The 23,394-nt window shown below is 42.6% G+C and carries 21 protein-coding genes; 8 read left to right on the plus strand and 13 right to left on the minus strand.

Annotation, left to right across the window (positions count from 1 at the left end; translation table 11 throughout):
* Window positions 1-102 precede the first annotated feature (102 nt).
* The 3 genes from AAEY75_RS02180 to AAEY75_RS02190 form a co-directional block, all read right to left on the minus strand.
* On the minus strand, window positions 103-747 hold the full coding sequence (locus tag AAEY75_RS02180; protein WP_201590930.1) for a nitroreductase family protein: 645 nt from the start codon (window positions 745-747) through the stop codon (window positions 103-105).
* Window positions 748-794: 47 nt separating this feature from the next.
* On the minus strand, window positions 795-1,901 hold the full coding sequence (zapE, locus tag AAEY75_RS02185; protein ID WP_352258137.1) for a cell division protein ZapE: 1,107 nt from the start codon (window positions 1,899-1,901) through the stop codon (window positions 795-797).
* Between the two features lie 258 nt (window positions 1,902-2,159).
* Window positions 2,160-2,807: an alpha/beta hydrolase gene (locus AAEY75_RS02190; RefSeq protein WP_352258139.1), complete on the minus strand. Its 648-nt coding sequence runs from the start codon at window positions 2,805-2,807 to the stop codon at window positions 2,160-2,162.
* A gap of 376 nt (window positions 2,808-3,183) precedes the next feature.
* Between AAEY75_RS02190 and AAEY75_RS02195 the strand changes: the two genes are divergently transcribed.
* The 3 genes from AAEY75_RS02195 (at window position 3,184) to xseB (ending at window position 5,636) form a co-directional block, all read left to right on the plus strand.
* Window positions 3,184-3,552, plus strand: coding sequence for a hypothetical protein (locus AAEY75_RS02195; RefSeq protein WP_197216215.1), 369 nt, complete (start codon window positions 3,184-3,186; stop codon window positions 3,550-3,552).
* Between the two features lie 230 nt (window positions 3,553-3,782).
* Window positions 3,783-5,345, plus strand: coding sequence for an exodeoxyribonuclease VII large subunit (xseA, locus tag AAEY75_RS02200; RefSeq protein WP_197216216.1), 1,563 nt, complete (start codon window positions 3,783-3,785; stop codon window positions 5,343-5,345).
* A gap of 45 nt (window positions 5,346-5,390) precedes the next feature.
* On the plus strand, window positions 5,391-5,636 hold the full coding sequence (gene xseB / locus AAEY75_RS02205; protein ID WP_197216217.1) for an exodeoxyribonuclease VII small subunit: 246 nt from the start codon (window positions 5,391-5,393) through the stop codon (window positions 5,634-5,636).
* Between the two features lie 7 nt (window positions 5,637-5,643).
* On the opposite strand, the gene pncB is transcribed toward xseB, so the two are convergent.
* The 4 genes from pncB to AAEY75_RS02225 all read right to left on the minus strand — a co-directional run bounded on the left by pncB (window position 5,644) and on the right by AAEY75_RS02225 (window position 11,890).
* A complete protein-coding gene (gene pncB / locus AAEY75_RS02210; RefSeq protein WP_197216218.1) occupies window positions 5,644-6,870 on the minus strand; it encodes a nicotinate phosphoribosyltransferase in 1,227 nt (408 codons plus the stop codon).
* Window positions 6,871-7,095: 225 nt separating this feature from the next.
* Entirely contained in the window at window positions 7,096-7,977 is an 882-nt protein-coding gene (locus AAEY75_RS02215) for an ATP-binding cassette domain-containing protein (protein ID WP_197216219.1), read from the minus strand.
* Window positions 7,978-8,114: 137 nt separating this feature from the next.
* Window positions 8,115-10,055 carry a glycine betaine ABC transporter substrate-binding protein gene (locus AAEY75_RS02220; RefSeq protein ID WP_352258142.1) on the minus strand — a complete coding sequence of 647 codons (1,941 nt, stop codon included), beginning with the start codon at window positions 10,053-10,055 and terminating at the stop codon, window positions 8,115-8,117.
* Window positions 10,056-10,405: 350 nt separating this feature from the next.
* Window positions 10,406-11,890 carry a coniferyl aldehyde dehydrogenase gene (locus tag AAEY75_RS02225; protein ID WP_502944357.1) on the minus strand — a complete coding sequence of 495 codons (1,485 nt, stop codon included), beginning with the start codon at window positions 11,888-11,890 and terminating at the stop codon, window positions 10,406-10,408.
* A 419-nt stretch (window positions 11,891-12,309) separates the two neighbouring features.
* On the opposite strand from AAEY75_RS02225, the gene lipB reads away from it, so the two are divergent.
* The 4 genes from lipB (at window position 12,310) to AAEY75_RS02245 (ending at window position 15,271) form a co-directional block, all read left to right on the plus strand.
* Window positions 12,310-13,140 carry a lipoyl(octanoyl) transferase LipB gene (lipB, locus tag AAEY75_RS02230; RefSeq protein ID WP_197216224.1) on the plus strand — a complete coding sequence of 277 codons (831 nt, stop codon included), beginning with the start codon at window positions 12,310-12,312 and terminating at the stop codon, window positions 13,138-13,140.
* A 198-nt stretch (window positions 13,141-13,338) separates the two neighbouring features.
* Window positions 13,339-13,869 carry an inorganic diphosphatase gene (locus AAEY75_RS02235; RefSeq protein ID WP_352258144.1) on the plus strand — a complete coding sequence of 177 codons (531 nt, stop codon included), beginning with the start codon at window positions 13,339-13,341 and terminating at the stop codon, window positions 13,867-13,869.
* A gap of 159 nt (window positions 13,870-14,028) precedes the next feature.
* Window positions 14,029-14,496, plus strand: coding sequence for a hypothetical protein (locus tag AAEY75_RS02240; protein ID WP_197216226.1), 468 nt, complete (start codon window positions 14,029-14,031; stop codon window positions 14,494-14,496).
* 211 nt (window positions 14,497-14,707) lie between these two features.
* Window positions 14,708-15,271, plus strand: a complete 564-nt coding sequence (locus tag AAEY75_RS02245) for a peptide chain release factor family protein (RefSeq protein ID WP_197216228.1) — start codon at window positions 14,708-14,710, stop codon at window positions 15,269-15,271.
* Window positions 15,272-15,502: 231 nt separating this feature from the next.
* Here the strand turns inward: AAEY75_RS02245 and AAEY75_RS02250 are convergent, their stop codons facing one another.
* Complete coding sequence (locus AAEY75_RS02250) at window positions 15,503-16,444, minus strand: lantibiotic ABC transporter permease (RefSeq protein WP_352258147.1); 942 nt, start codon at window positions 16,442-16,444, stop codon at window positions 15,503-15,505.
* A gap of 279 nt (window positions 16,445-16,723) precedes the next feature.
* Between AAEY75_RS02250 and AAEY75_RS02255 the strand changes: the two genes are divergently transcribed.
* Window positions 16,724-17,320 carry a tetratricopeptide repeat protein gene (locus AAEY75_RS02255; RefSeq protein ID WP_197216231.1) on the plus strand — a complete coding sequence of 199 codons (597 nt, stop codon included), beginning with the start codon at window positions 16,724-16,726 and terminating at the stop codon, window positions 17,318-17,320.
* A 66-nt stretch (window positions 17,321-17,386) separates the two neighbouring features.
* On the opposite strand, the gene truC is transcribed toward AAEY75_RS02255, so the two are convergent.
* From truC to AAEY75_RS02280, 5 genes are all read right to left on the minus strand, one after another.
* On the minus strand, window positions 17,387-18,154 hold the full coding sequence (gene truC / locus AAEY75_RS02260; RefSeq protein WP_352258252.1) for a tRNA pseudouridine(65) synthase TruC: 768 nt from the start codon (window positions 18,152-18,154) through the stop codon (window positions 17,387-17,389).
* A gap of 69 nt (window positions 18,155-18,223) precedes the next feature.
* Window positions 18,224-18,589, minus strand: coding sequence for a glutaredoxin domain-containing protein (locus AAEY75_RS02265; RefSeq protein WP_197216232.1), 366 nt, complete (start codon window positions 18,587-18,589; stop codon window positions 18,224-18,226).
* A 390-nt stretch (window positions 18,590-18,979) separates the two neighbouring features.
* Entirely contained in the window at window positions 18,980-19,867 is an 888-nt protein-coding gene (locus tag AAEY75_RS02270) for an SDR family NAD(P)-dependent oxidoreductase (RefSeq protein ID WP_352258149.1), read from the minus strand.
* A 212-nt stretch (window positions 19,868-20,079) separates the two neighbouring features.
* A complete protein-coding gene (gene dusB / locus AAEY75_RS02275; protein ID WP_201551811.1) occupies window positions 20,080-21,111 on the minus strand; it encodes a tRNA dihydrouridine synthase DusB in 1,032 nt (343 codons plus the stop codon).
* A gap of 117 nt (window positions 21,112-21,228) precedes the next feature.
* Window positions 21,229-23,274: a BCCT family transporter gene (locus AAEY75_RS02280; protein WP_352258152.1), complete on the minus strand. Its 2,046-nt coding sequence runs from the start codon at window positions 23,272-23,274 to the stop codon at window positions 21,229-21,231.
* Window positions 23,275-23,394 lie beyond the last annotated feature (120 nt).

Below are 23,394 nucleotides of genomic sequence, written 5' to 3' on the forward strand. Positions count from 1 at the left end.
CATATTGACTGACTTATTATTAATAGAACTTATCATGACTTATGCATTTTGGGTGCTGAAGTTATTTGGCTTTTTTGACTAAGCAGGCGATGCTCAGAATAACTATGACTCAAATCGTACTAACGACTCGATATCAATGGCTTTACGTGGTGCCTCGTCTTTAGGACTGGTCCCAGTATAAACAAAAGCGGTGACATAATCATCTGGACCAACATCAAAGTAGGCTTTGACAGCTGGTTCGTTACATAACAATCCAGTACGCCACACGGTACTAAACCCTTGCGCTTTTAATGCCAAAATCAGATTTTGAACAGCCGCACCAGCACTTAGCATTTGCTCAAAAGGTGGGACTTTTTTGTGCGCTTGTATTTTAGTAACGACAGTAATAACCATAGGCGCACGTAAAGGCATATTATGGGCCTTTTCAATGTCTTTTTTAGAAAGCTCTTCTCCTTCTTGCACCGCTTTCGCTTGGGCCGCTTCTGCTAAAGCATTGCCTAGCTCATGACGAGCATCGCCTTCAGTGATGATAAAACGCCATGGTTGTAGTTTCTTATGGTCTGGTGCTGTTGCCGCACATCCAATCGCTGTTTCAACCTGTGCATGAGTGGGTGCTGGTGCATCCAGATTCCCCATGCTACGTCTTGAGTTGATCCAGCCAATCATTTCTTCACTGGTAATCGGCATACTGTCAGTGGTTACGTCTTTGATAGACAGTTTTTTATCATTATTGTTAGATGTGGTCATTATCGTTCCTTATTTCTTATTATTTTTTATCTAAAAAACTGCTGCTTTTATGCTGGAGCAACTTCGACACGATGCTCCATGCGCAAATAATCTTCTGACTGCATCTCAAGCAAGCGTGAACGTGTACGCTCAATCTCAAACGCTAGCTTCTGTCCTTGATACAACTCCAAAATAGATTGCTCTGCTCGCACTAATAGTTTGACACGGCGATCATAAAACTCATCGACCAGATAAATAAAACGACGCGTTGGATCACGGTAAGTATCATCCTCTAATGCAGGCACAGCATTGACCAACACCGTATTGAACTGCTTAGCGATTTCAATAAAATCAGATGCTGAACGTGGTTCCATACATAAATGACGGAAGTCGCAAAATAGAATATCTTCGGTGCGAGCATTGATTTTTATTTCTCGTCCATTAATAGTAATTGGCTCATTACTAATTTTCTGATTATTAGACAAGCTGGCAAAACGGTTGGCTAACCAATGATGGTTGGCTTTGGTCATGGGCGACTCATATAACTCTGCCTGTTGTAAAACGCGCAAACGATAGTCAATACCAGAGTCAATATTCATCACCGCTGTATGGCGTTCAACTTCAGCAATAGCTGGCATAAAGCGGTCACGATGCAAACCATCTTTATACAGTCCCGACGGCTCAATATTCGAGGTAGCAACCAACGTGATACCACGATTAAACAGCATGGTGAACAAATCGCCCAAAATCATGGCATCAGAGACGTTGGATACAAAGAATTCATCAAAACAAATGATGACTGCCTCTTCATAGATAATATCAGCCACTTTCTCTAATGGGTCACTCTCGCCTTGTAGCTTGTGTAGCTCCTGATGCACACGTTGCATAAAATGATGAAAATGCAGGCGCATCTTGCGGTCAATGGTCAATGAATCATAGAACATGTCCATCATCCATGTTTTACCGCGACCTACGCCGCCCCACATATATAGACCTGTTGGTGCTACGGGCTTGGCTTTTAAAAAGCTAAAAAAACTTTTCTTTTGTGGCACACTATTGACGAGCTGATGATGTATCTCATCAAGATAGCTCATGGCCTTGAATTGTTGCTCATCTTGAGTAAACTCATCTGTACTGACGGCTTGCTCGTAACGTTGCAATGGAGATAAACTCATAATACGACTCATCATTAGGCTAGGGCGTGTCATCAATTAGTACATGAATACATTTAGTGGTCTTAAAATGGCTAAATATGGCTAAATTTTGCTAAACATCGTTAGAAATTTTGTCAATATGTGCATATTAACGGCAATTTCCTCCTTGTTTAGCTACAACTTTTCTCATTTTAAGCCTCACAATCTAATTGATGACACACCCTAAATAAATATTAAAATAATAGATAAATTTTACCTGACCACATTCAAGTAAAACCTTTAAATGCTGTGTTTTTCTAGCAAACCTTTCAATTCTGACAAGCGTCCGTGAAAAAAGTGACCTGCTCCGTCCACGACACTCACAGGAATACCCAGTCGATCAGCAAATTCCTGCATATTATTAGGGTCGATGACTTCATCTGCATTGCCATAAATCTCAAAGGTTTTATCAGCAGGTAGGCTAATATCGCTGCTATCATTTTTTTCAACTGATGGTGCGATCAGCGCAACGTTTGACACCTCAAAGTCACTCAGTCCCCATATATGGGACGCCTCGATCACTTGCTCAGCCACACGTGCTGTCACATAACCACCAAAAGAAAAACCGCCCAGCCATAACTTGCGTGCATTGGTCTGCTCAGCAATCCATTGTAGCACGGTCATTGCATCCACCACTTCCCCTTCAGCATAATCATGCTCACCAGTTGACTGCCCTACGCCGCGAAAGTTAAAACGTACTACATGCATCCCATTGTCACGGGCAAAACGATACATGGTCGTAACGACTTTGTTATTCATCGTACCGTCGAATAGCGGATTTGGATGGCAAAGTAATGCCACGGTATCAGTATTTGGATCGTTAGGGTTGTCTTGTTGCCATAGTGCGTCAACTTCTAGCACGCCAGCAGGAGCAGGAATCAATTGCATACAATTACTTATTAATTAAGAGTGAATGGCTCAATTATCCTAGATATGGTTTTTATTTCAAGTGATTTGCTGTGACCAAGGACCGCTTTTTTTATTTTTGACCATGGTGAATGGCTGAAATTGGCTATATTTATAATATTAGGGTGTATGCTCATTTTGAAAGTAGCGATAGAAATGAGATAAACAATAGCCAAACAAGCAAAGCAGCTATGAAATGTCCCTGCAATATAGAACACAAGAACCGCCTAGACAGCCAAGAGTCGAATAGGTTAAATTCTTAAGCGTTACTGGACGACACATTAGTTGATATATTGCTCACATAATATCTGCTTAACATTGATATTTATGTTCGACTGACAGGGAATAAAAACTACTTATGAATACTTTTAATAAAACTGCCACCTTAACCGTGACTATGGCCGCCGCACTTGCTTTAAGTGCTTGCCAAAGTACACCTTCATCACCCGTTATCCAGCGCGCCAACTCTATTTATGAGACAACTGGCATCGCAGAGACCAAAGTAAAAGCACAGCAAAATGCGATAGACAGCGCGCAAAAAACCTGCCAAAGCAAGCAAGTCATTATCGTTGATGATACAGTAACTTATAACGGCATTTTAGATGAACGCACTGGCCGTATGGTTGGACAAGTGGGTGCAGTCGTCGGCTCAATTTTTGGTACAGGCTCGCCAGAGTTGTCACGTGATGACGATTATGAATACATGATTAATTTCCGCTGCCAATAATATCAATATCCTTCAGAAAAAGATTACTGTTTAGCATTTAGCCAACAAGTCTGCGGTTAATATATTATTCTTATCGCAGACTTGTTGGCTTCTCTTTTTGTGTGTACGCTTTTGGGTTAAACTACCCTATTCAATACTCAATAGCTTCTAGCCAATCTATAAGTTATCGGTCTATAGAAAACCAATAAACAACTCGCTTTTAAGCTTTCATCATCTTCGGTCTACTATTTATGCGCAAACCCAATCTTTCAAGTATCAAACAAGCGAAGGTAATAACGCCTGCTAAAGATTTGGCGACTTTAGAGGCTGAGTTAGCTGAGCAAGAAAACAACCTTGAGGTCAACTTAGAAGATACCGTATTGCGTCTGAGTGACTACTTATCAGCGGTTGATATGGTTATCAAACAAACCTTTAATCACCGCGTATGGGTAAAAGCAGAAATTCGTAACCTGTCTAGCAAAGGCGGACATTATTATTTTGAACTGGCAGAGAAAGATGACGACGGCAAGGTCATTGCTAGCTGCCGTGGTAATCTTTGGCGATTTAAAGCGGCACGTGTCTTAGCAAAGTTTGAGCGCGCAACGGGCATGCCACTCGATCGCGATTTGACCGTTTTATTAAAAGTATCGGCAGGTTTTCATGCGCAATATGGCTTCTCGCTCACCATTGAAGACATCGATCCTAGCTATACGCTAGGTGATCTGGCACGACAATATGCGGAAATGGTCGACCGTTTGACAGGCGAAGGGTTATTACATCTTAATCAGCAACTGCCTATCCCGTTTGATATAGAGCATGTGCTGGTGATTGCACCTGAAAAAGCCGCTGGACTAGGAGATTTTCAAGCAGATGCTGATCGCTTAGCCAGTACAGGTGCTTGTCATTTCCATTACCATAACGCCACTTTTCAAGGCAATCATGCGCCTGCTGAAATCCGCCAAGCTATCGTCAGCGCTCAACAGCAATTTTACGACACATATCAGCGACTACCAGATTTATTAGTCATTATTCGCGGTGGCGGTGCCGTTGGTGATTTGGCCTATCTCAATGATTATGAACTGGCCGCTTTGGTTGCTGAACAGCCTGTCCCTGTGTGGGTCGGCATTGGGCATGAACGTGACAAAGTTATCTTAGATGAAGTCGCGCATACTAGCTTTGACACACCCTCAAAAGTTATCGCTGCGATTAGCAGTCATTTGGCGCAACTCGTCTCTCAGACACTACAATATCAAGCGCAAATCAAGCAAGCTGCTCAGCGCCAACTGAATACTGCCGAGCAACAAACATCACGACAATTGAGCCAAATACAGTCGCAAACGATTGGACAGCTAACGTCCCTGAGAAAAGATAGCGATTATGCATGGCGTAATATCCAGCAAAGCGCACAGCGCCAAGTAAAGCAAGCCATCAGACTGACAGACGAACTACGTGTACAAACACAAACCTCTGCAAATCAGCAATTAGTCACGGCTGCTACTTATAGTCAGAATCATCAGAAATCTGTCATTCAAAATGCTCAGCAACAAGTCATACAAGCACAACGTGACAGTGAGCATCTACGTGACATTGTGCTACTGCATCGACCATCTCGTGTGCTTAAGCAAGGCTACACCATGCTGACTGACACAAAAGGGGAAAAGATACTGACCAGTAGCACCCAGCTATCTCCTGAGCAAACTGTGCATATCATCCTAAAAGACGGTAAGGCAAAAGCGCAGATTATTGATGTCAGTACGGATCAAAAAGCGACGGAAACCTCAGATATGCCAACTCAACCACATAATAATATTTAACGATTACCCCTCTACTTATCTTACCTTTTAAAATTAGGAAACTTTATGACTACCCCTACTCGTCGACGTAAAAAATCCGCCCCAAAAACCTTTAAGGCGGCTTATGATATTTTAAAAACCAATGCCGCTGAATTACAGCAGCAAGACGAGCCTGACATTGACAACTTGATGACAACGGTTGAAGAGTCGATTGCGGCTTATCGCGTTTGCGAGACCCGCATCAATGCGGTACAACAAGCACTAGATGCCGCCTTTGCTGAAGACGTTAAATCTGATGAAGTAGACAGCTAAGTTACACTTACTCTGGTTCATCCACTTCAAAGACTTGGCGAAGATAGGCAAGATATGTGTCATTATTGATCATGGTCTTGCCTGGGCTATCAGAGAGTTTGGCCACTGGTTGCCCGTTACACTCAACCAATTTGAGCACAATATTAATCGGTGTGATACCCATATCATTGGTGAGATTGGTACCAATACCAAAGCTGGTTCTAATGCGATCCTTAAAGTATTGATGCAGCTCCCAAGCCTTGTTAAGATTCAAACCATCACTAAAGGTGAGTATTTTAGTCTTAGGATCTATCTTCAATTTCTCATAATGAGCAATCGCCTTATCACCCCAAATATAGGGATCACCACTATCATGACGTAAGCCGTCAAATAGCTTAGCAAAATACAAATCAAAATCACGTAAGAATGCATCCATTCCGACCACATCCGTCAATGCAATACCCAAATCACCACGATACTCATGTACCCATGCTTCAAGCGCTGCTTTTTGTGAATCACGCAAACGCACATCCAAGGCCTGAAATGCCTGCATGAACTCGTGCGCCATGGTGCCGATTGGCGTCATACCTAATTTTTTTGCTAGATACACGTTAGATGTGCCGCTGACGATTTTTGGTTCAGCGTGATGTAATGTCTGTACCACATGCGCTTGCCACGCTTTGCTAAATCGTCTACGAGTACCAAAATCAGCGACAATAAATGGTGGTGTATCACCGTTTTCTTTCGTCTGTTCTGCTGCATATTGATGCAATAAAACAACTTTTTCATCGAGCCTACGCTGACCTTCTTCAATCACAATGTCACTTGATAACGCATCAAAATACAGCTCATTTACAATGGCTAAGACGAATACTTCAAAAAACATCGCTTGAATCATCGGCCCTTCAATATCGATAAACAAGCGACCTTCTTCATCAGTACTGACAGTAATAAAGCGACGCTTTAGCTTAAACAGTTCTAGATAATCGACGAAATCTGAACGCATAAAGCGTAAGCCGCGCAAGTATTCCAACTCATCTTCTAAAAATCGTAGCTCGCACAAACTGTCTAGCTGCCTCTCTAACTGTTCTTTAATATCAGCCAATGGATAGAGAGCATCTTTATTATTACGGCAGCGAAAACGATAGACACCATGCGTCTGTGGAAACTGATGCAGCATAGCTTGTAACATCGTAAATTTATATAAGTCGTTATCGAGTAACGAGGTAATAATAGGTGCATAGGTAGCAGTCATGCTATGGCCTTAAAAAACACAAAAATAAGAAATAAACGCCACCTAATACTCAAAGCGACATCATATGCGAATAAGAAAAGATGAAGAATCATTAACAAGCCGTCAAGTATAACGAAGTTTGCCGTTCATTTCAGAGTTCACGATTAATTGCAGCAGAATTACTACGATTACTCACACCTTCCATAAATATACCGCACAAATCTATCAATAAATACTGAACAGGCTTTATGCTTTAGCACGCATAAACTGTGCAACATAATCATCCGCTGGGTTGTTGCGTAAATCGCTAGGTGTGCCCGTTTGCACTAAGCGTCCACCATTTAATATGCTGATACGCTGACCGACTTTGACCGCTTCATCTATGTCATGAGTGATAAAAACAATGGTCTTGTGTAGCCGCTCTTGTAGCTCAAGTAGTTGGTCTTGCAATTGAGCACGAATGAGTGGGTCAAGTGCAGAGAACGCCTCATCCATCAGTAAGATTGGATTATCAGTTGCCAAAGCACGTGCCAGACCCACACGCTGCTGCATGCCTCCTGACAACTCGTCCGGATAGCTATGCTCTAAATTAGGTAGCCCTACCTCATTTAGCCAATACCGCGCGACCTCGTGGCGCTGTTTGGTACTCATTTTTCGCACACGCAAACCGTAAGCGACGTTTTGCATAACCGTCATATGCGGCACGAGGCCAAAGTGCTGAAAGACCATACTGACAGTTTGCTGGCGATAATGCTGCAATTGTTTATCATTCAGCTCTAATACATTGATAGCCGCAGATGGTTTTTGATTAGCTGCAAGTACGTCATCTGTGATAGTGGTCTGCGCATCGATACTCGTATCGACCCATATCTTGCCACTGGTTGGATCAATTAGACGGTTGATATGCCGTATCAAGGTTGATTTACCAGAGCCTGACAGCCCCATAATACAGTGTAGCTCGCCCGCTTTAACGTCTAAATTAATATCATATAGCCCAACCGAATAGCCTGTTTGCTCTTTTACCGCAACACTATCCATACCTTCAGCCAATAATGCCATCACAGACTTTGCTTGCGTACTACTGGCATTATAAATCTTACTGATGTTTTCTAGCCGGATGTGATTCATTGCGGTTCTCGCTATTGGTATTTTTTATTGAGGCCTGTCTGCATTGTTAGCCCATTCAAATGTTCATCTTCAAATGTTCATCTTCAAACTCTCATATTCAAATGCCAGCTTAATTTCTTTTATAGTCGACCAAGACATTAACCAATCGAGTGTTTGCTCGCGTCAATCGTTTTTTGACGGGCACGCTTGCCTTGACCAAACGCCTGAGTAATACGGTCAATTATAATAGCAACGATGACAATCGCCGTACCGGCTTGTAAGCCTTGACCGATATTAAGGGTTTGAATAGATTGTAAGACATCTTCGCCAAGGCCAGGCGCACCAATCATAGAAGCAAGCACCACCATGGACAGCGACATCATCACCGCTTGGTTGACGCCCGCCATGATACTAGGCAATGCTTGAGGCAATTTAATCCAAATAAGTAACTGCAAATGTGTGCTACCAAATGAGCGCCCCGCCTCTACCATCTCATGATTGACTTGTGTAATGCCTAATGTCGTCAGACGAATTAATGGCGGCAGTGCATAAATAATGGTGGCAAACAATGCAGGCACTTTACCAATCCCAAATAACATGAGCACTGGTATGAGATAAACAAAGCTTGGCATGGTCTGCATAACATCTAGTATCGGTGTCACAATCTTGCGGAGCAGCTTACTGCCAGCCATCGCAATACCAATAGGAATCCCAATCACCACTGTGACCAATACTGATACGATGAGCAAGGCAAAAGTATCAATCAATGCGCCCCATAGTCCAAATGCACCAATGAGGAACAATCCTGCTCCACATGCCAGTGCAAACCAAACCTTACGCACGCCAAACCAACCCAATACCGTGACAAGCGCAATAATCAGCCATGGTGGAATTACCGTTAATAGGCGCTCAATGGGTAGCAATAAATAGGTTAATGCCATCGTACTGATGCTGCGAAAGACGTCGCCGTAATTTTGAACAACGCTTGCCAATGTATTATTAAGCGGTGTCTCCAGTGACCATGAGGGGAAGCTTGATGCGAGGCCGAGCTGGTTATCGTTGGCGGAATTATTATTAACAGCCGTACTGTCGATAGCATCGCCTGTTAAGCTGATACCTAACTTCGCCGCAAGATTGGTAGCAGCCTCGTCAGATAACCACGCTTGCCAAACATTTGGGTTCTCACGCAAAAACACCAATGCTTGCTCGTCTCCGCTACGTTTGCTTTCGCTCATCTCTAAGATAGCGCCATTGAGATCATCAGAAGTGAATTGTATTTTTTTGAAGACATCTGCCAGCTCAGGATTAGACTCAATAAACGGCGTAGAGACTGCAATCCCTAAAGGCGATACAGGGAACCCAGAGACACAATCGACAGTACCATCAGCTCGTAATAAATCCTGCCAACAGGCAGCGTTATGAGCAGGAAACGCCAATGGCGCAAAGTCGTATTTTGCCATCAGACCCGTAGGTTGCCAGTAATAAAACAATAGTGGCTTATGCTGCTCAAAGGCAGAAGAGATTTCGGCATCAAGCGCAGCACCTGTACCAGGATGAGCATTGTTAAAGGTACTGTCTAGACCTGTGGTTTTTAGCAAACGGGTATTGAATATCTCACACGTCCAACCAGAGGGACAGTTCATAAAACGAGACTTTCTAGGGTCTTCAGGATCTTTAAACAGCTCAGCGTATTTGGGCAGATCCTGATAACTGCGTAGACCTGGATTTTCTTCTAATACATAGTCAGGAACATACCAACCTTGAGTTGCACCGCCCTTGAGCGTATCGCCAATGATTGCTACCTTATTCTGCTCAATGGCTTGCTCCATGATCGGTGAGCGACCAACCCACTGCTCCCCAATGACTTGGATATCATTTTGTGACAACGCCGTATCAAGCGCAGGGCCTGCCCCTGGTACCTCTTCAACTGTACAACCATAACCATCTTCAGCGATGTACTTGAGCACCCCTGAGGTAAACTGACCACTCTCCCATGTCAGCGCGCCAAATTTAATCGGCGACTCGCAAGCTGCTGACGCCGACACTGGCACTAACAGCACGCTCATACAGAGTAAACTTAACGCAATCCATTGGCGCATGGGGTGTCCTATTAATAATTGATACGGCACTAGAGCGATGACACGATACTTCTGTCTAGACTTATAACAAAGTGTAGCGACTTATCAGACTGATGACAAATGCTTATTTTTCGCTTAGTCAGCACCATTATCACGCTGCTAATAATATTGAAAATAGTGATTAAACCTTATCAATCTACTCATATTTTTGACAAAAAAATAGCACTTACCTAAGTAAATGCTATTTCTTATCATATTGTCTGTTTAGCATATCAATGATATGACCCTGATATAGTCAAAACAGCTGCTTAAACACAGTAATATTAAAAGCATCGCTATTTCAAACTTGAATATATCAATACTTCAAAATACTATTTTAAAAACAGTGCCATAGCCTTTTTGAACAATCCACCATAAGGTGGCAACAACAAATTCAGACCGTTGAGCTTCGATTGAACAAACACTGGTTTCATATGACTTAAACGCTCAAACCCTGCCTTACCATGGTAAACACCCGTACCTGACTCACCGACACCGCCAAACGGTAAATCATGCTGGGCCACATGTATCAATACTTCATTAATACATAGACCACCAGAGACCGTATTGTTACGCACTTTTTCGATACCACCATAGTTATTACCAAAAATGTATAAGGCTAACGGTCGTGGACGTGCATTCACAAACGCAATCGCATCATCAAGCGTCTCGTAATGCATCAATGGCAGTATCGGTGCAAAAATCTCATTTTGCATAACGGCACTATCAGGCGCAGGCTCACTCACAATCACTGGCGGCATTAGACGCGTTTCGATATTGGCCTCAACAGCAGTAAGCGGATGTATCTCACCGCCTGTCAACGAATCTAGGTAGCCTTTGACTCGTTTAAACTGGTCACCATTGATGATTCGCGAATAATCTGGATTGTTTTCAATATTAGGATAGTGTTTTTCCATCCATGCTTTTGCCAAACTGATGAACTGCTCATGATATTGACGTTGAATCAACACATAGTCAGGGGCAATGCAGGTTTGACCAGCATTTAATGTCTTGCCCATCATCACACGATTAACCACCGACTCTAGATTGGCATCATCCAATACAACCACGGGAGACTTACCACCAAGCTCAAGCGTGACTGACGTCAAATTAGGCGCCGCCGCTGCCATGACTTTTTTGCCCACTGCCGTCGAACCGGTATAAAGCAGGTGATCAAACGGTAACGAGCTAAATGCCGCAGCGATATCGACCTCGCCTAGTACCACACAGACCATGTCTGGAGAAAAATAACGCGCAACCGCATCCGCAAATGCTTGGGCAAATTGCGGTGCTGCTTCACTCATTTTAATCATCACCCTATTGCCCGCAGTCAACGCATCAATCAACGGCCCTACTGCCAAAAACAACGGGTAGTTCCAAGGCACCATAATACCGACGACACCTAGTGGCTGCGGCTGGATTTCGTTGTGGGCAGGCATATACAATGCTGAAATAGAAGCACGTTGGGTTTTCATCCATTTTTTGCCGTGTTTTTTGGCATGGCTGATACCCGTAAAGCTCGGAAATAGCTCGGCAAACTGCGTCTCTGACTCACTGCGATAACCAAAATCTGCATTGATTGCCTTAGCAAAACTGACTTGATTATCGCTGAGCATGATCTCTAAGTTGTCGAGTTGCGTCTCACGCGTTGCCCAATCATTGATTGGCTTCGTCCGGCTGAGTCCTTGCAGATGTGCAAACTGTGCTCGCATCTCATCAATAGTATTGGCGGTACTAAGCATTTTAGGCGCTCCTTGTGCTACTAGACTGGCATCCATTGAAGTCTGCTCACTGGTATTTTGGTTATTATCTGTCATTTAGCTTCCTTGTTATATGTATTGGCGTCACTATACTATGTTGGGTCATAGCTTCTATATTGGGTTAAAGACTCTATATTTCTAGTCAAGGGATTGCTGCAATGGCAACCTCTAAACGATAAATAATCGTGAGCTTCCATTCATTACATTCTAATGTAGCCTAGTCAATAGCCAATGAACAGCAGATTCAGTTGACTACTGCGTCTGTACACAGCTGGTCTTTATGAGTTTTACAGAAGCGAAATTTATAGAGTCTCAATTTATAGAGATACAGTTTACACAAGCACTTTTTACACAGGCACAAAATATAACCTTGGGTGGCAATCTGAAAAACTGCTACACTTCATATCAAGAAACGACACCTCCAAAATATTAATAATTCAAACTTTTAAACCAGAAACAATAAGACTGCTACTCTCATGGAAAATATCACGCAACCGCTCAATGAAACGCTGATCACTAAATATCTATCAGCAGCCGACTATAATCCAACCCATGATGCAATGCTTGAGCGTACGCTTGAGCGGATTGCCTTAAAAAAAGAGCAAGATATACGCACACCTGATGAATTATGGATTGTCGATCACAATGACGTTTACACACTTGGACAAGCAGGCAAAGAAGAGCACATATTACAGCGCACTGACACCCCAATTATCAAGACTGATCGCGGTGGTCAAGTCACTTGGCACGGCCATGGACAACTGGTTGTTTATTGGTTATTCGACTTGCACAGCTTAGGCTGGAGTGTGCGCAACTTGGTATCACATGCAGAACAAGCTATCGAAGATGTGATTAATGAATGCTTACAGGATTCAGAGGCCTCTAGTAATAATATCAGCGCCCACGCACGCCGTGATGCACCCGGTGTTTACTTATATGCGGATATGCCTGAACCAGATAGCAATACCGATATGCAAACCAACGACACACCTGATGATGATAAAATCATGCTAGGCAAAATGGCCTCGCTAGGCTTTAAGATTAAGCATGGCTTTAGTTACCATGGTATTGCTGTCAATTTAAATTGTGATTTGTCAGCATTCAATGCCATCAATCCTTGCGGTTATGCAGGGATGCAAATGCTACGACTGTCTGACTTTGTGACCATGCAGAAAGCGCCAAGTGCACAAGTAACTCAACAGATCAGCAACGCTTTAAGCTATGAGCAAGTGACTCAGAAGCTGATTGATAATATTGCCAAACGTCATGCTGGACTGATTGAGTTACGAGCACTCGCACCCAAATAGATGCTTTGAGTCCATTTTTGCATAATCTTTTTTTGCATAATCTCTTGCGCCCTTAGACTTAAGCAATATGAGAAAATTTGTAGCAAACTTGCTATAATCGCTGTCGGTACAATTGGTGCAGCGATGATATGACAATATCGCAGCCCAACCCTTATATATTATTCAAATATTTAAAACAAAATAAAACTGGAGCACCTTATGACTGATTTTAATAAAATTCTAGATGCAGGCGACGTAGATGGCGGCATCATCAACGTAGTAGTAGAAATTCCAGCTGGTAGCAGCCACAAAATCGAATGGAATCGCGAACTAGCCGTATTTGAGCTTGATCGTATTGACCCACAGATTTTTGCTAAGCCTTGCAACTATGGCTTTATCCCACAAACACTTGACGAAGATGGCGATGAGTTAGATGTGTTATTGCTGACTGAGCAACCATTACCGACAGGTATTTTCTTAAAAGCCAAAGTAATCGGTGTCATGAAGTTCGTTGATGATGGCGAAGTGGATGACAAAATCGTTGTCGTACCTGCTGACGACCGTGACACAGGCAATGCTTATAACAGTCTAGCTGATTTGCCAAAACAGCTAATCAACCAATTAGAGTTCCATTTCAGCCATTATAAAGACCTGAAAAAACCAGGTACTACGGTTGTTGAATCTTGGGGTGATGTTGCAGAAGCCAAAGAAGTCATCAAAGAGTCAATCCAACGTTGGAAAGATTTATAATTTATCAAAGATTGGCAGAAATGCTGATAAAGATAGATATTAAAATACCGCAGTCATGATTATGATTGCGGTATTTTTTTGCTTGAATATTATGTCTGTAAAGCAGCTATAATAAACGCAACACCATATTTATATTTTTACGTCGCAATAAGGACAACCATGTTTAACGCCGACCCTAGCTCAAAACCAGTCAATACAAAGCTGCCAAAAGATATCACCATCATGATTGAAAAAAACAATCTGGTGATGGCCATCAAAACATTGGCATCTGACGAAAACATCAGCATGGATGAAGCCAAGGTACGGATTGACGCTTATGAGATGCAGTTAAAGGTAAAGCAGCAGCAGAAACTCAATACTATCGCAAACAAGCAAGGCATACCCAGTCAGGCTATTAGTTTTGATAGAGAACCAGAAACGGAAGATAAATCTGATAAATTGGTCAAAAATCGTCTCAAAGCCAATAAGACAGGTAAATCGTTTAAGAACCTGCAAGATGGTGTAGAGAGTCAGCTTGATGATTTAGGATATAAAAAACCACTACTGCCTTATTGGATGAAACGGTTGCTGGTTATCGCTGTCGTTATGGCAGGGTTGTTTTGGATATTATGGCAAGTTTTCGGTTAAAATTTTGTACCGAGGCATTACAGCTAATAAACGTGATTGTTTAAATAGTTGGTACTAAAACCTAACGAGGTCTGCTAGTTTAGACGGTCTATTATAAGTAGTTCCACAAATACAGTCTGTTTTAAGTGGTCTATTAATGGATTTGAAGGGTGAAATAGCTAGTTTCCTTGGGGTATACTCTACGCTAACTATAACTTCATAAGGATTTTAAATGCCAGATGCCTATATGGAAATTTACACCGAACATCAAAGTGAGACTTGCTTAGAATGGGTAAATAGCATGGTTAAAATGCTGATGGACTTCTACGAAAACACAAGAGGATTAAAATGGTCAGGGGTATATTCAGAAACTTACCAAGGTAAAGGGTACACTTTCGTCCATCTTTCTACTTTACTCAAACACAGTGAAAATGATGCTTATAAATTACTTTTTGATTTTATTCAAGAACGATGCCTGTTACTCATTAAAGATCGCCCTGATAACTGTCATATCTTATTAACTCCGCAGTCCTCAACAGATTACAAAGATGGTTTGGGTCTAGGTAATAGCCAGACTACTCAAAAATTCATCCAATTTCCTAATGTTGGAGTAACTACTTCAAGGTTTGCAGGTTATAGACGAATAGAGGTCATCATGGCACATAAAAAAACTGGGTTTAGTGTCATTGCTAACGATCATAGAAGTCAGATTGCCAATACAGAAATAGCAGGTCAGTATCTGTATTCTAGAATACAGTTTTATAAATATTTACCTAAGGAGGCTATTTGGCATTAGAACATTTTGATATTCAATAATTATACACTATCAATTCACACGACGAGTATCACTTGAAGTACACTGCCATTATTTAGATAACTCTAACCATTGCTATCACTAGCCTACAACCGAAGATTCAAGTCCTCACTAGGGAACCGAACCAGTGAAAGCACTTGATTGGTTCGCCATAGGCATACCCAAAACATACATTCTATACACGATAACTCATCTATTAATAGTCGGGGCAGTTCAGAAACCTGACTTTAAACCCATAGGTTGAGTTGTATGGCGTTTTGCCATATATTTGCCCAGTAAGGGTAAGCAAAATGCTGGTAATTGAAAAGCACCCAGTAAAGGTAAAAACACCGCACCCATAAAAGGTGCCGTTATGGTGTAAGCAAGTAATACATTGCGTCCACCACACACCAACGCAGCGATAATGGCATTTTCATAGCCAAAACGCCGATATATTACATAAGCTGTAAAATAAAACACCAATGCCAATACAGAACTTAGCGCCAGTAATAACAATGCTTGCCACGGATTATGGTCAAAGGTGTCAAGAAATCCTGCCATCAACCCCAGTGGAAACAACATCAGCAGTAAAATATTAAACTGTCCAATTTTGGGATAATAACGTGACAAAATAGCAGGTGAAACGAGCCGACGTACCCCTAAAGCTAGCACCATTGGCATAACAATATAAACCAACAAGCGATTGATATAAGTGCCAATGTCTACATTCGCATTTTTATCGCCTAATAGCCACAATACGCCTAATAATGTACATGGCATAATGAGTGTAGCAGCGATGGTTTTTGCCGTCGCTAGTTGTGCATCAAACCCCACCGCATTGACCAATGCACCACTACCAAATAACGGGGCAGTGGCACCAAGACCTGCAATAGCCAACAGCCAATCGCCACGTACGCCGAGCGCATAAGCAATCAGTATTAAAACCAGACTCATACCCCCACTTTGCAACAAGGCAAAAACCCACACATAGCTTGTCGCTATACGCTTTAATAGCGCATATTGGTCGATACCCAGTAAAGTAAAAAACATTAAGAAAAACAACATTTGGGGTAAATATACCAATACCGCGTTGGATACGTTTGGAAAAACAAAGCCAAAAATTGCGCAAACTGGCATAATTAATGTGCTATGACGCGCAATAAAACGAAGAAACATGACCTTTCCTAATAAAAAATATTCATATAAAAAAGGATATTACTCCCCTTTTTTACCATCCATTATGCAAATAATCCCCACATGATACTCTTTTAGTATTTTAATTACCTAATCATGCCATTGTTACGGTTTACTGCCTTTTTAGTCCAGTTAGATAACTATCGCTTGAATTAAGGACATGCCCTAGAGAGACGCTACCCCGAACGCTCGAAAATATATCTGCTATTATAGCAATAACCTACAAATGTATATCCTAAAGCAACTCTCTTGAGACTCACCATGATCTTTCTGAATACCTCGCTCACCAGCAAGATAACCCTCTTTTTAACAGCAGCAATTTTATCCGTGTCGGCACTGGCTGCTGATTTTAACCAAACCCAACATTTGGCTTATCAAGGGGATGCTAAGGCTCAATTTAATCTTGGAGTGATGTACAAGAAAGGTGAAGGTGTGCATCAAGATTATGCCAAAGCGGCTGAGTGGTATAAAAAATCTGCTAACCAAGGATTAGCTGATGCTCAATATAGCCTTGGAATACTGTACAACAACGGCCAAGGCATGCATCAGGATTATGCTAAAGCAGCTGCGTGGTATAAAAAAGCGGCTGATCAAGATAATGCTAAGGCTCAATACAATCTTGGAGTGATGTATCTCAAAGGCGAGGGCTTACGCCAGGATTATGCGAAAGCGGCTGTGTGGTATGAAAAAGTAGCGAATCAGGGCGATGCTAAGGCTCAATACAATCTTGGGTTGATGTATGACGCAGGCTTAGGCGTGCGTCAGAATTCTGAAACTGCTAAAGAATGGTTTGGTAAATCTTGCGACAATGGGAATCAAGATGGTTGTAATAAGTATCAACAATTAAATGCAAGATAGAGAATATTAAACCTTTTCAGACAAGATAAAGGGATTATCAAAAATAACCTCTCAACTTTATGTTGCTCAATCTTCAGCACTACTTACCCAACCAAACTCTTCCATGATACGCATCCACTGATCGTCTAATCCCGCTTTTAGCAACAACGGTTCACCAGTAACCGGATGGCTAAGCGCTAACGTTTGAGCATGTAGCAGCATGCGCGTACAGTCATATTGAGTACGAAAAAATCGTGTGTGACGTATATCACCGTGGCTGGTATCACCTACAATGTGATGGAATAAATGTCTCATGTGCCGACGCAGCTGATGTTTACGCCCAGTCTCTGGTGTCAAGCGCATGAGACTATAGCGGCTAGTATCATGCTTTTTTGACACTGCAAACGGCAACTCAATCTGTGCCAAACTCTGCCAGTGGGTCACTGCTTCTTGAGCAGGTTTGTCCAAATTGGCAAACTTATCGGCAATCGCATCGGGCTTAAAGCTTAACGCATAATCAACACTGCCCTGCTCTGACATATAGCCGCGCACCACAGCTAAATACTGCTTCTTCACCTCGTGTGCCGTAAACGCTTCAGTAAGGCTACGCGCCACAGCTGGGCTCTTGGCAAACAACAACACACCTGATGTAGGCTTATCTAACCGATGCACCGGAAACACATGACAACCGACCGCATCACGGGTAAGTTGCATAGCAAAGCGCGTCTCGCCTTTATCCAGCCAGCTGCGATGCACCAGTAGACCAGCCTCTTTATTAATCGCCACTAGATACTCATCTTCATAGATAATTTCTATTTGGTTAGCTTGGTTAGCGGTTTCGCTTTCGATATCCATGTTTTCAGTGCTCATACTTTAGCCGTTTTTAGCCCATTTAACAGTTTTTGTTCGAATTTTGGACATGCTCTAACCAAAACGCTGTTGCAAGTAAGCGTTGATATCATTAGATTCATACATCCATTGGACATCGTTGTTTTCTTGAATACGTAAACAAGGCACTTTTATTCGCCCACCGTTTTCAGCAAGCTCATTGCGAAATTGCTCATTGTTTTTTGCATCTCGAAGCTCAATAGGCACATTTAACTTATGAATTTGACGACGTACTTTTACGCAAAAAGGACAAGATTGAAATTGATACAACGATAAATCTTCACCAGCCTTATTAACAAGAGCTTGTTCTTCTTCAGTGCGTTTCATAGCATTACCTTGGGTCATGACACTTATACCAGCAATAATTCGTCCTAGACCTTCTCGTAGCAATTTAACTAACATTCTTACCTCTTCAAATTATCTTATGTGAATTCTTTAACACTCAGAGAATGAGTGCTTAGTGTGTATCTATATGGCTGTTAGGATTTTTCGGGTGTGCAAGACTTAATTAATAATCTCATTGAGCATAGAAGTCGATATGATTAGACCATGGCAAATCTATTCTACTATACTCTCAACCGCATTGGTTAGCATCGTAAACGAGGCATCTATGCTGAGGTGCTAAAAACAAAATCTTAAAGCATCTAATAGTCTCGTGGTTCTGGTCATCAGATAGCTAAAAAGCACCGCTGTTCTACCCATTCATATAAGTATTAATATCTCTTAAGGCACTAAAAAAGGATACCGCAGTATCCTCTTTGATCTTATGTCAGAGCCAATAAACCTGCTGTTTTAGTGATACTCACCAGGAAGGATTCTAGCAAAAGCACGCTGAGCAAGGTTTAACTTCTTATCGGTAGTCATTCCAGCGCGAGTACTTGGGAAAATACGATAACCTATCGATTGAATGCCAACGTTGATCGCTGGTGCCAATGAATAAGTAGCTGACGCAAACTTGCCCATATTACTGGCAATGCTATTTGGCTTATCGACGATAGCTCTTGCGACCATCAACGCGGCTTCATCAGGCATCAACGCAGGCATGTAGCGGTATAGCTTGGTTGGGGCAATCATAGGCGTACGAACCAATGGCATAAAGATATTGGTAATCGTCACATTATCCCCTTTTACTTCAGCAGCTAAGCAGCGACTAAAAGCATCTAATGCCGACTTAGATGCGACATAAGCGGCAAAGCGCGGACTGTTTGCCAGTACACCAATCGAGGATATGTTGACAATTTGACCCGTCTGACGTTCAATCATCGTCGGCAAAAATCCGAGAACTATTTTAACGGCACCAAAGTAATTGATATCCATCGTACGCTCAAAATCATGGAAACGATCGACCGATTCATGAACTGAACGACGAATCGAGCGACCAGCGTTATTGACCAAGACATCAACATGGCCAAAATCTATCAAAATTTGCTCACTAACTTTTTCAATAGCATCCATATCAGTCAAATCGCAAGGGTAATAATCGGCATTACCACCAAGTTCCTCGATACTTTCTTTAACGGCTTTCAGTTTGTCTTCGGTACGTGCCAACAAGATAACATGAGCGCCGCATTCGCTAAGCAAAAAAGCAGTACGTTCGCCAATACCACTTGAAGCTCCTGTAATAATAATATTCTTACCTGTTACTGCTTTGGTTATCGCTTGTTTCGAGGGATTGGCCATAAAAATTCCTTTTTGTTTGTCCTATGCCTATGAACATCTCAATTATAGAATAGCAAGAAAGCATGGACTAAAGTGAATAAAACAGCCATCGCATCCAGATAATTTGACGACTTTGGGAATTCAAAAACTTATAATAGTGTGATTACTGCATTTGCGATTTCACCGATTCAATAACCCAATATTCCTGTGGCAGTAAACGCTTGTATTACCTATCACTCATGGGCTTTTAAAAAACTCTCTACAACGCGAAACTGACCAGCGGTACTCTCTTCACCATACATCGCTTGCCTAAAGGCGTTGGAGTTTGGAATGCCTGTCGTATACCAAGCGATATGTTTGCGCGCGATACGGCAACCAGAGTACTCACCATAAAAGCCATATAGCTCTTGCAAGTGCGCCAGCACAATCTCTTTTATCTCGCTCACACTAGGTGCTTCCAGAGTCTCACCAGTCCGTAAAAAATGCCCGATATCACGAAATATCCATGGTTGACCTTGGGCTGCACGCCCTATCATGACGGCATCACAGCCTGTTAGTTCATATACACGTTGGGCTTTTTGTGCGCTATCGATATCACCATTGGCGATGACTGGAATACTGATGCTTTCTTTAACTTCACGTATCAGCTCATAGCGTGCTTCGCCCGTATACATATCCTCGCGCGTACGCCCGTGAATGGCAATAGCGGCAATGCCTGCTTGCTCTGCCCGCTTGGCCACTCGCAAGATATTTTCACGGCCATTTTCATAACCCAAACGTGTCTTTAGGGTGACTGGTGCATCGACTGCATTGACAGCTGCATCTAGCAAGCGCGCAACCAAATCTTCATCCTGCAGCAACGCAGAGCCTGCCAGCTTACGGCAAACTTTTTTGGCAGGACAGCCCATATTGATATCGATAATCTGCGCACCATTATCAATTTGATAACGAGCAGCTTCAGCCAACTTATCCGGTTCCGCTCCTGCTATCTGTGCAGAAATAGGCGCAATTTCATTATCGAAATTGGCACGATAGAGTGATTTTTTGCGTGCATAAAGCGCCGTATCAGCAATAATCATCTCGCTGACTGCGTGACCTGCGCCAAATGACTTACACAATCGGCGAAAAGGATTGTCTGTCACACCCGCCATAGGAGCCACCATCAGACGATTTTCAATCGTCAGACCACCGATAGTTAACGGCTGTAATAATGGATGCTCAGACACTGGCAAAGACGAGGGTAAAACAGAAGAATCTATAGACATAAAAAACGGCTTGATCTGCAGAGAAAACAAGCCGTTATTCTAAGGAATCCTGCACTTATTGCAAGCTATTAACGTGAATAACTTGCATCAATAAACACTAATTCATCATCAAGCCGATTATTTATCGAACACACTGCCCTGCTCTAATGTGATGTCTTCATCGTGCTCTTGCATACGCCATGGTAGGCTATCTGGAGACACGTTTAAAAAGTGCAGGTATTTTTCGAACTGGTCGATGATATCGTTGATGACAGAGTCTGACTTATAACCATACAAGTCATAGGTTTGACCGCCACGGCGCAGATATACTTCTGCACGGTGATGATGCTCTTGTGGCAAATCATTGGCCATTTTTTCAGTGTAATAATCAGGAGCATCATGCTCTGACAAGCGCACTTCATACCAAAACTCAACATCGTCACCACGCTGTAGTTCCAGTATCGCGCGATTATTAATAGCATCATAATTCACAGAGGGCTTCCAACCTGTTTCAGCGAACTTCTCTGAAACCTCGGTCATCGATGGCATGACTACGTTTTTGATATAGCTTAAAACTTTGTCTCGTGTAGGCTGATCGGTGATGTAATCAATACGATCGCGCCATGCTGATGAATTTAATAGATGCGGTGGTAACTTGCTATTGTTATACAAGCTTTGGTTACGATGACCTTCGATACGTAACGCACGCCACATCCCAAACATCGCAATCAACATAATGACGGCAAACGGCAAGGCACTCACAATAGCGGCTGTTTGCAAGGCCTCTAATCCACCAGCCAGTAGCAGTGCTGATGCGACCGCACCTTCTGTAACGACCCAAAACGTCCGCTGCCACCATGGCGTATCACTACGGCCACCAGCTGCTAGCGCATCAATGACCAATGAACCAGAATCCGATGACGTCACAAAAAAGGTAATAATCAATAGAACCGTCAATGAAGAGACGAACTGAGTAAACGGTAAGTTCTCTAATAGTTTAAACAAGGCAATCGCTTGGTTGTTTTGCACGTCACCGATTAATGAGGTATAGCCATCAATCATAATCATATTCAGTGCGGTGTCACCAAATACGGCAAACCAAAAGAAAGTAAAGAAAGTCGGTACTAGCATCACCCCTAACACGAACTCACGAATCGTACGGCCACGGCTAATCTTGGCGATAAATAAGCCGACAAACGGTGCCCACGCAATCGTCCATGCAAAGATAAACAGCGTCCAGTTACCAATCCAGTCATTATGCTCATAAGCCTGCAAGCTAAAGGTACGCTCAACGATATTACCCAAGTAGCTCCCTGTATTTTCCATAAAGGCATTGAGGATAAATATCGTCGGCCCCACGATGAATACAAATAGCATTAAGGCGGTTGCCAATAGCATATTTAAGATAGACAGTCGCTTTACGCCTTTATCCATACCTGCCAGCACTGATGCCAGTGCAGCAGCGGTAATCACTGCAATGGCAATGACCTGAACCCCCGTACTGACAGGCACCAGATCTGGCATGAGATAATTCAGACCCGCGTTGATTTGTGATACCGATAGACCCAAACTGGTCGCGATACCAAACATGGTACCGACAATCGCAAACACATCGACCGCATGACCGATAGGACCATGTATCTTATCGCCAATCAGAGGATATAACGTGGAGCGCATCGACAGCGGCAAACCATGGCGAAAGGAGAAATATGCCAGCGATAACCCTACTACGGCATAAATCGCCCAAATGTGAAAACCCCAATGAAAGTAAGCAATCTGCATCGCTTCTTTTGCAGCGGCAATGGTCTCTGGCGCAGACATAGGCGGACTGGCAAAATGCATGACAGGCTCTGCCACACCAAAGAAGAGCAGCGCAATCCCGTAGCCTGCCGAAAACAGCATGGCAAACCATTCTAGGAACTTATACTCAGCCTCTGCATGATCAGGCCCAAGCTTAATCCCGCCATAAGGCGAAAAGGCCAATGCGATAATAAATAATAAGAACAATGCTACTGCCAGCATATAAAACCAACCAAACGTTTCGGTGGTAAAGTTCAGCACATCACTGAACAGCGCTCCCGCTGCATCAGGGTTGATAGCCGTACCAACCACCAATAACAGCATAATAATGGCTGCTGGTACAAACACTGGCAGTAAAATAGTCGAACGAGGTAATTTACTCATAAAAAATAATGTCCTCAAAATGAATCAAACGTACGTAGATAGGTATGATTTTTATCACACTCCTTTCAGAAACCCTAGGTAAGCACTGAATTCGTAACATTACTTCAAAGATTGTTACAT

The organism is Psychrobacter sp. TB55-MNA-CIBAN-0194 (assembly GCF_040309505.1).
In the GTDB taxonomy this organism is placed as follows: domain Bacteria; phylum Pseudomonadota; class Gammaproteobacteria; order Pseudomonadales; family Moraxellaceae; genus Psychrobacter; species Psychrobacter fozii.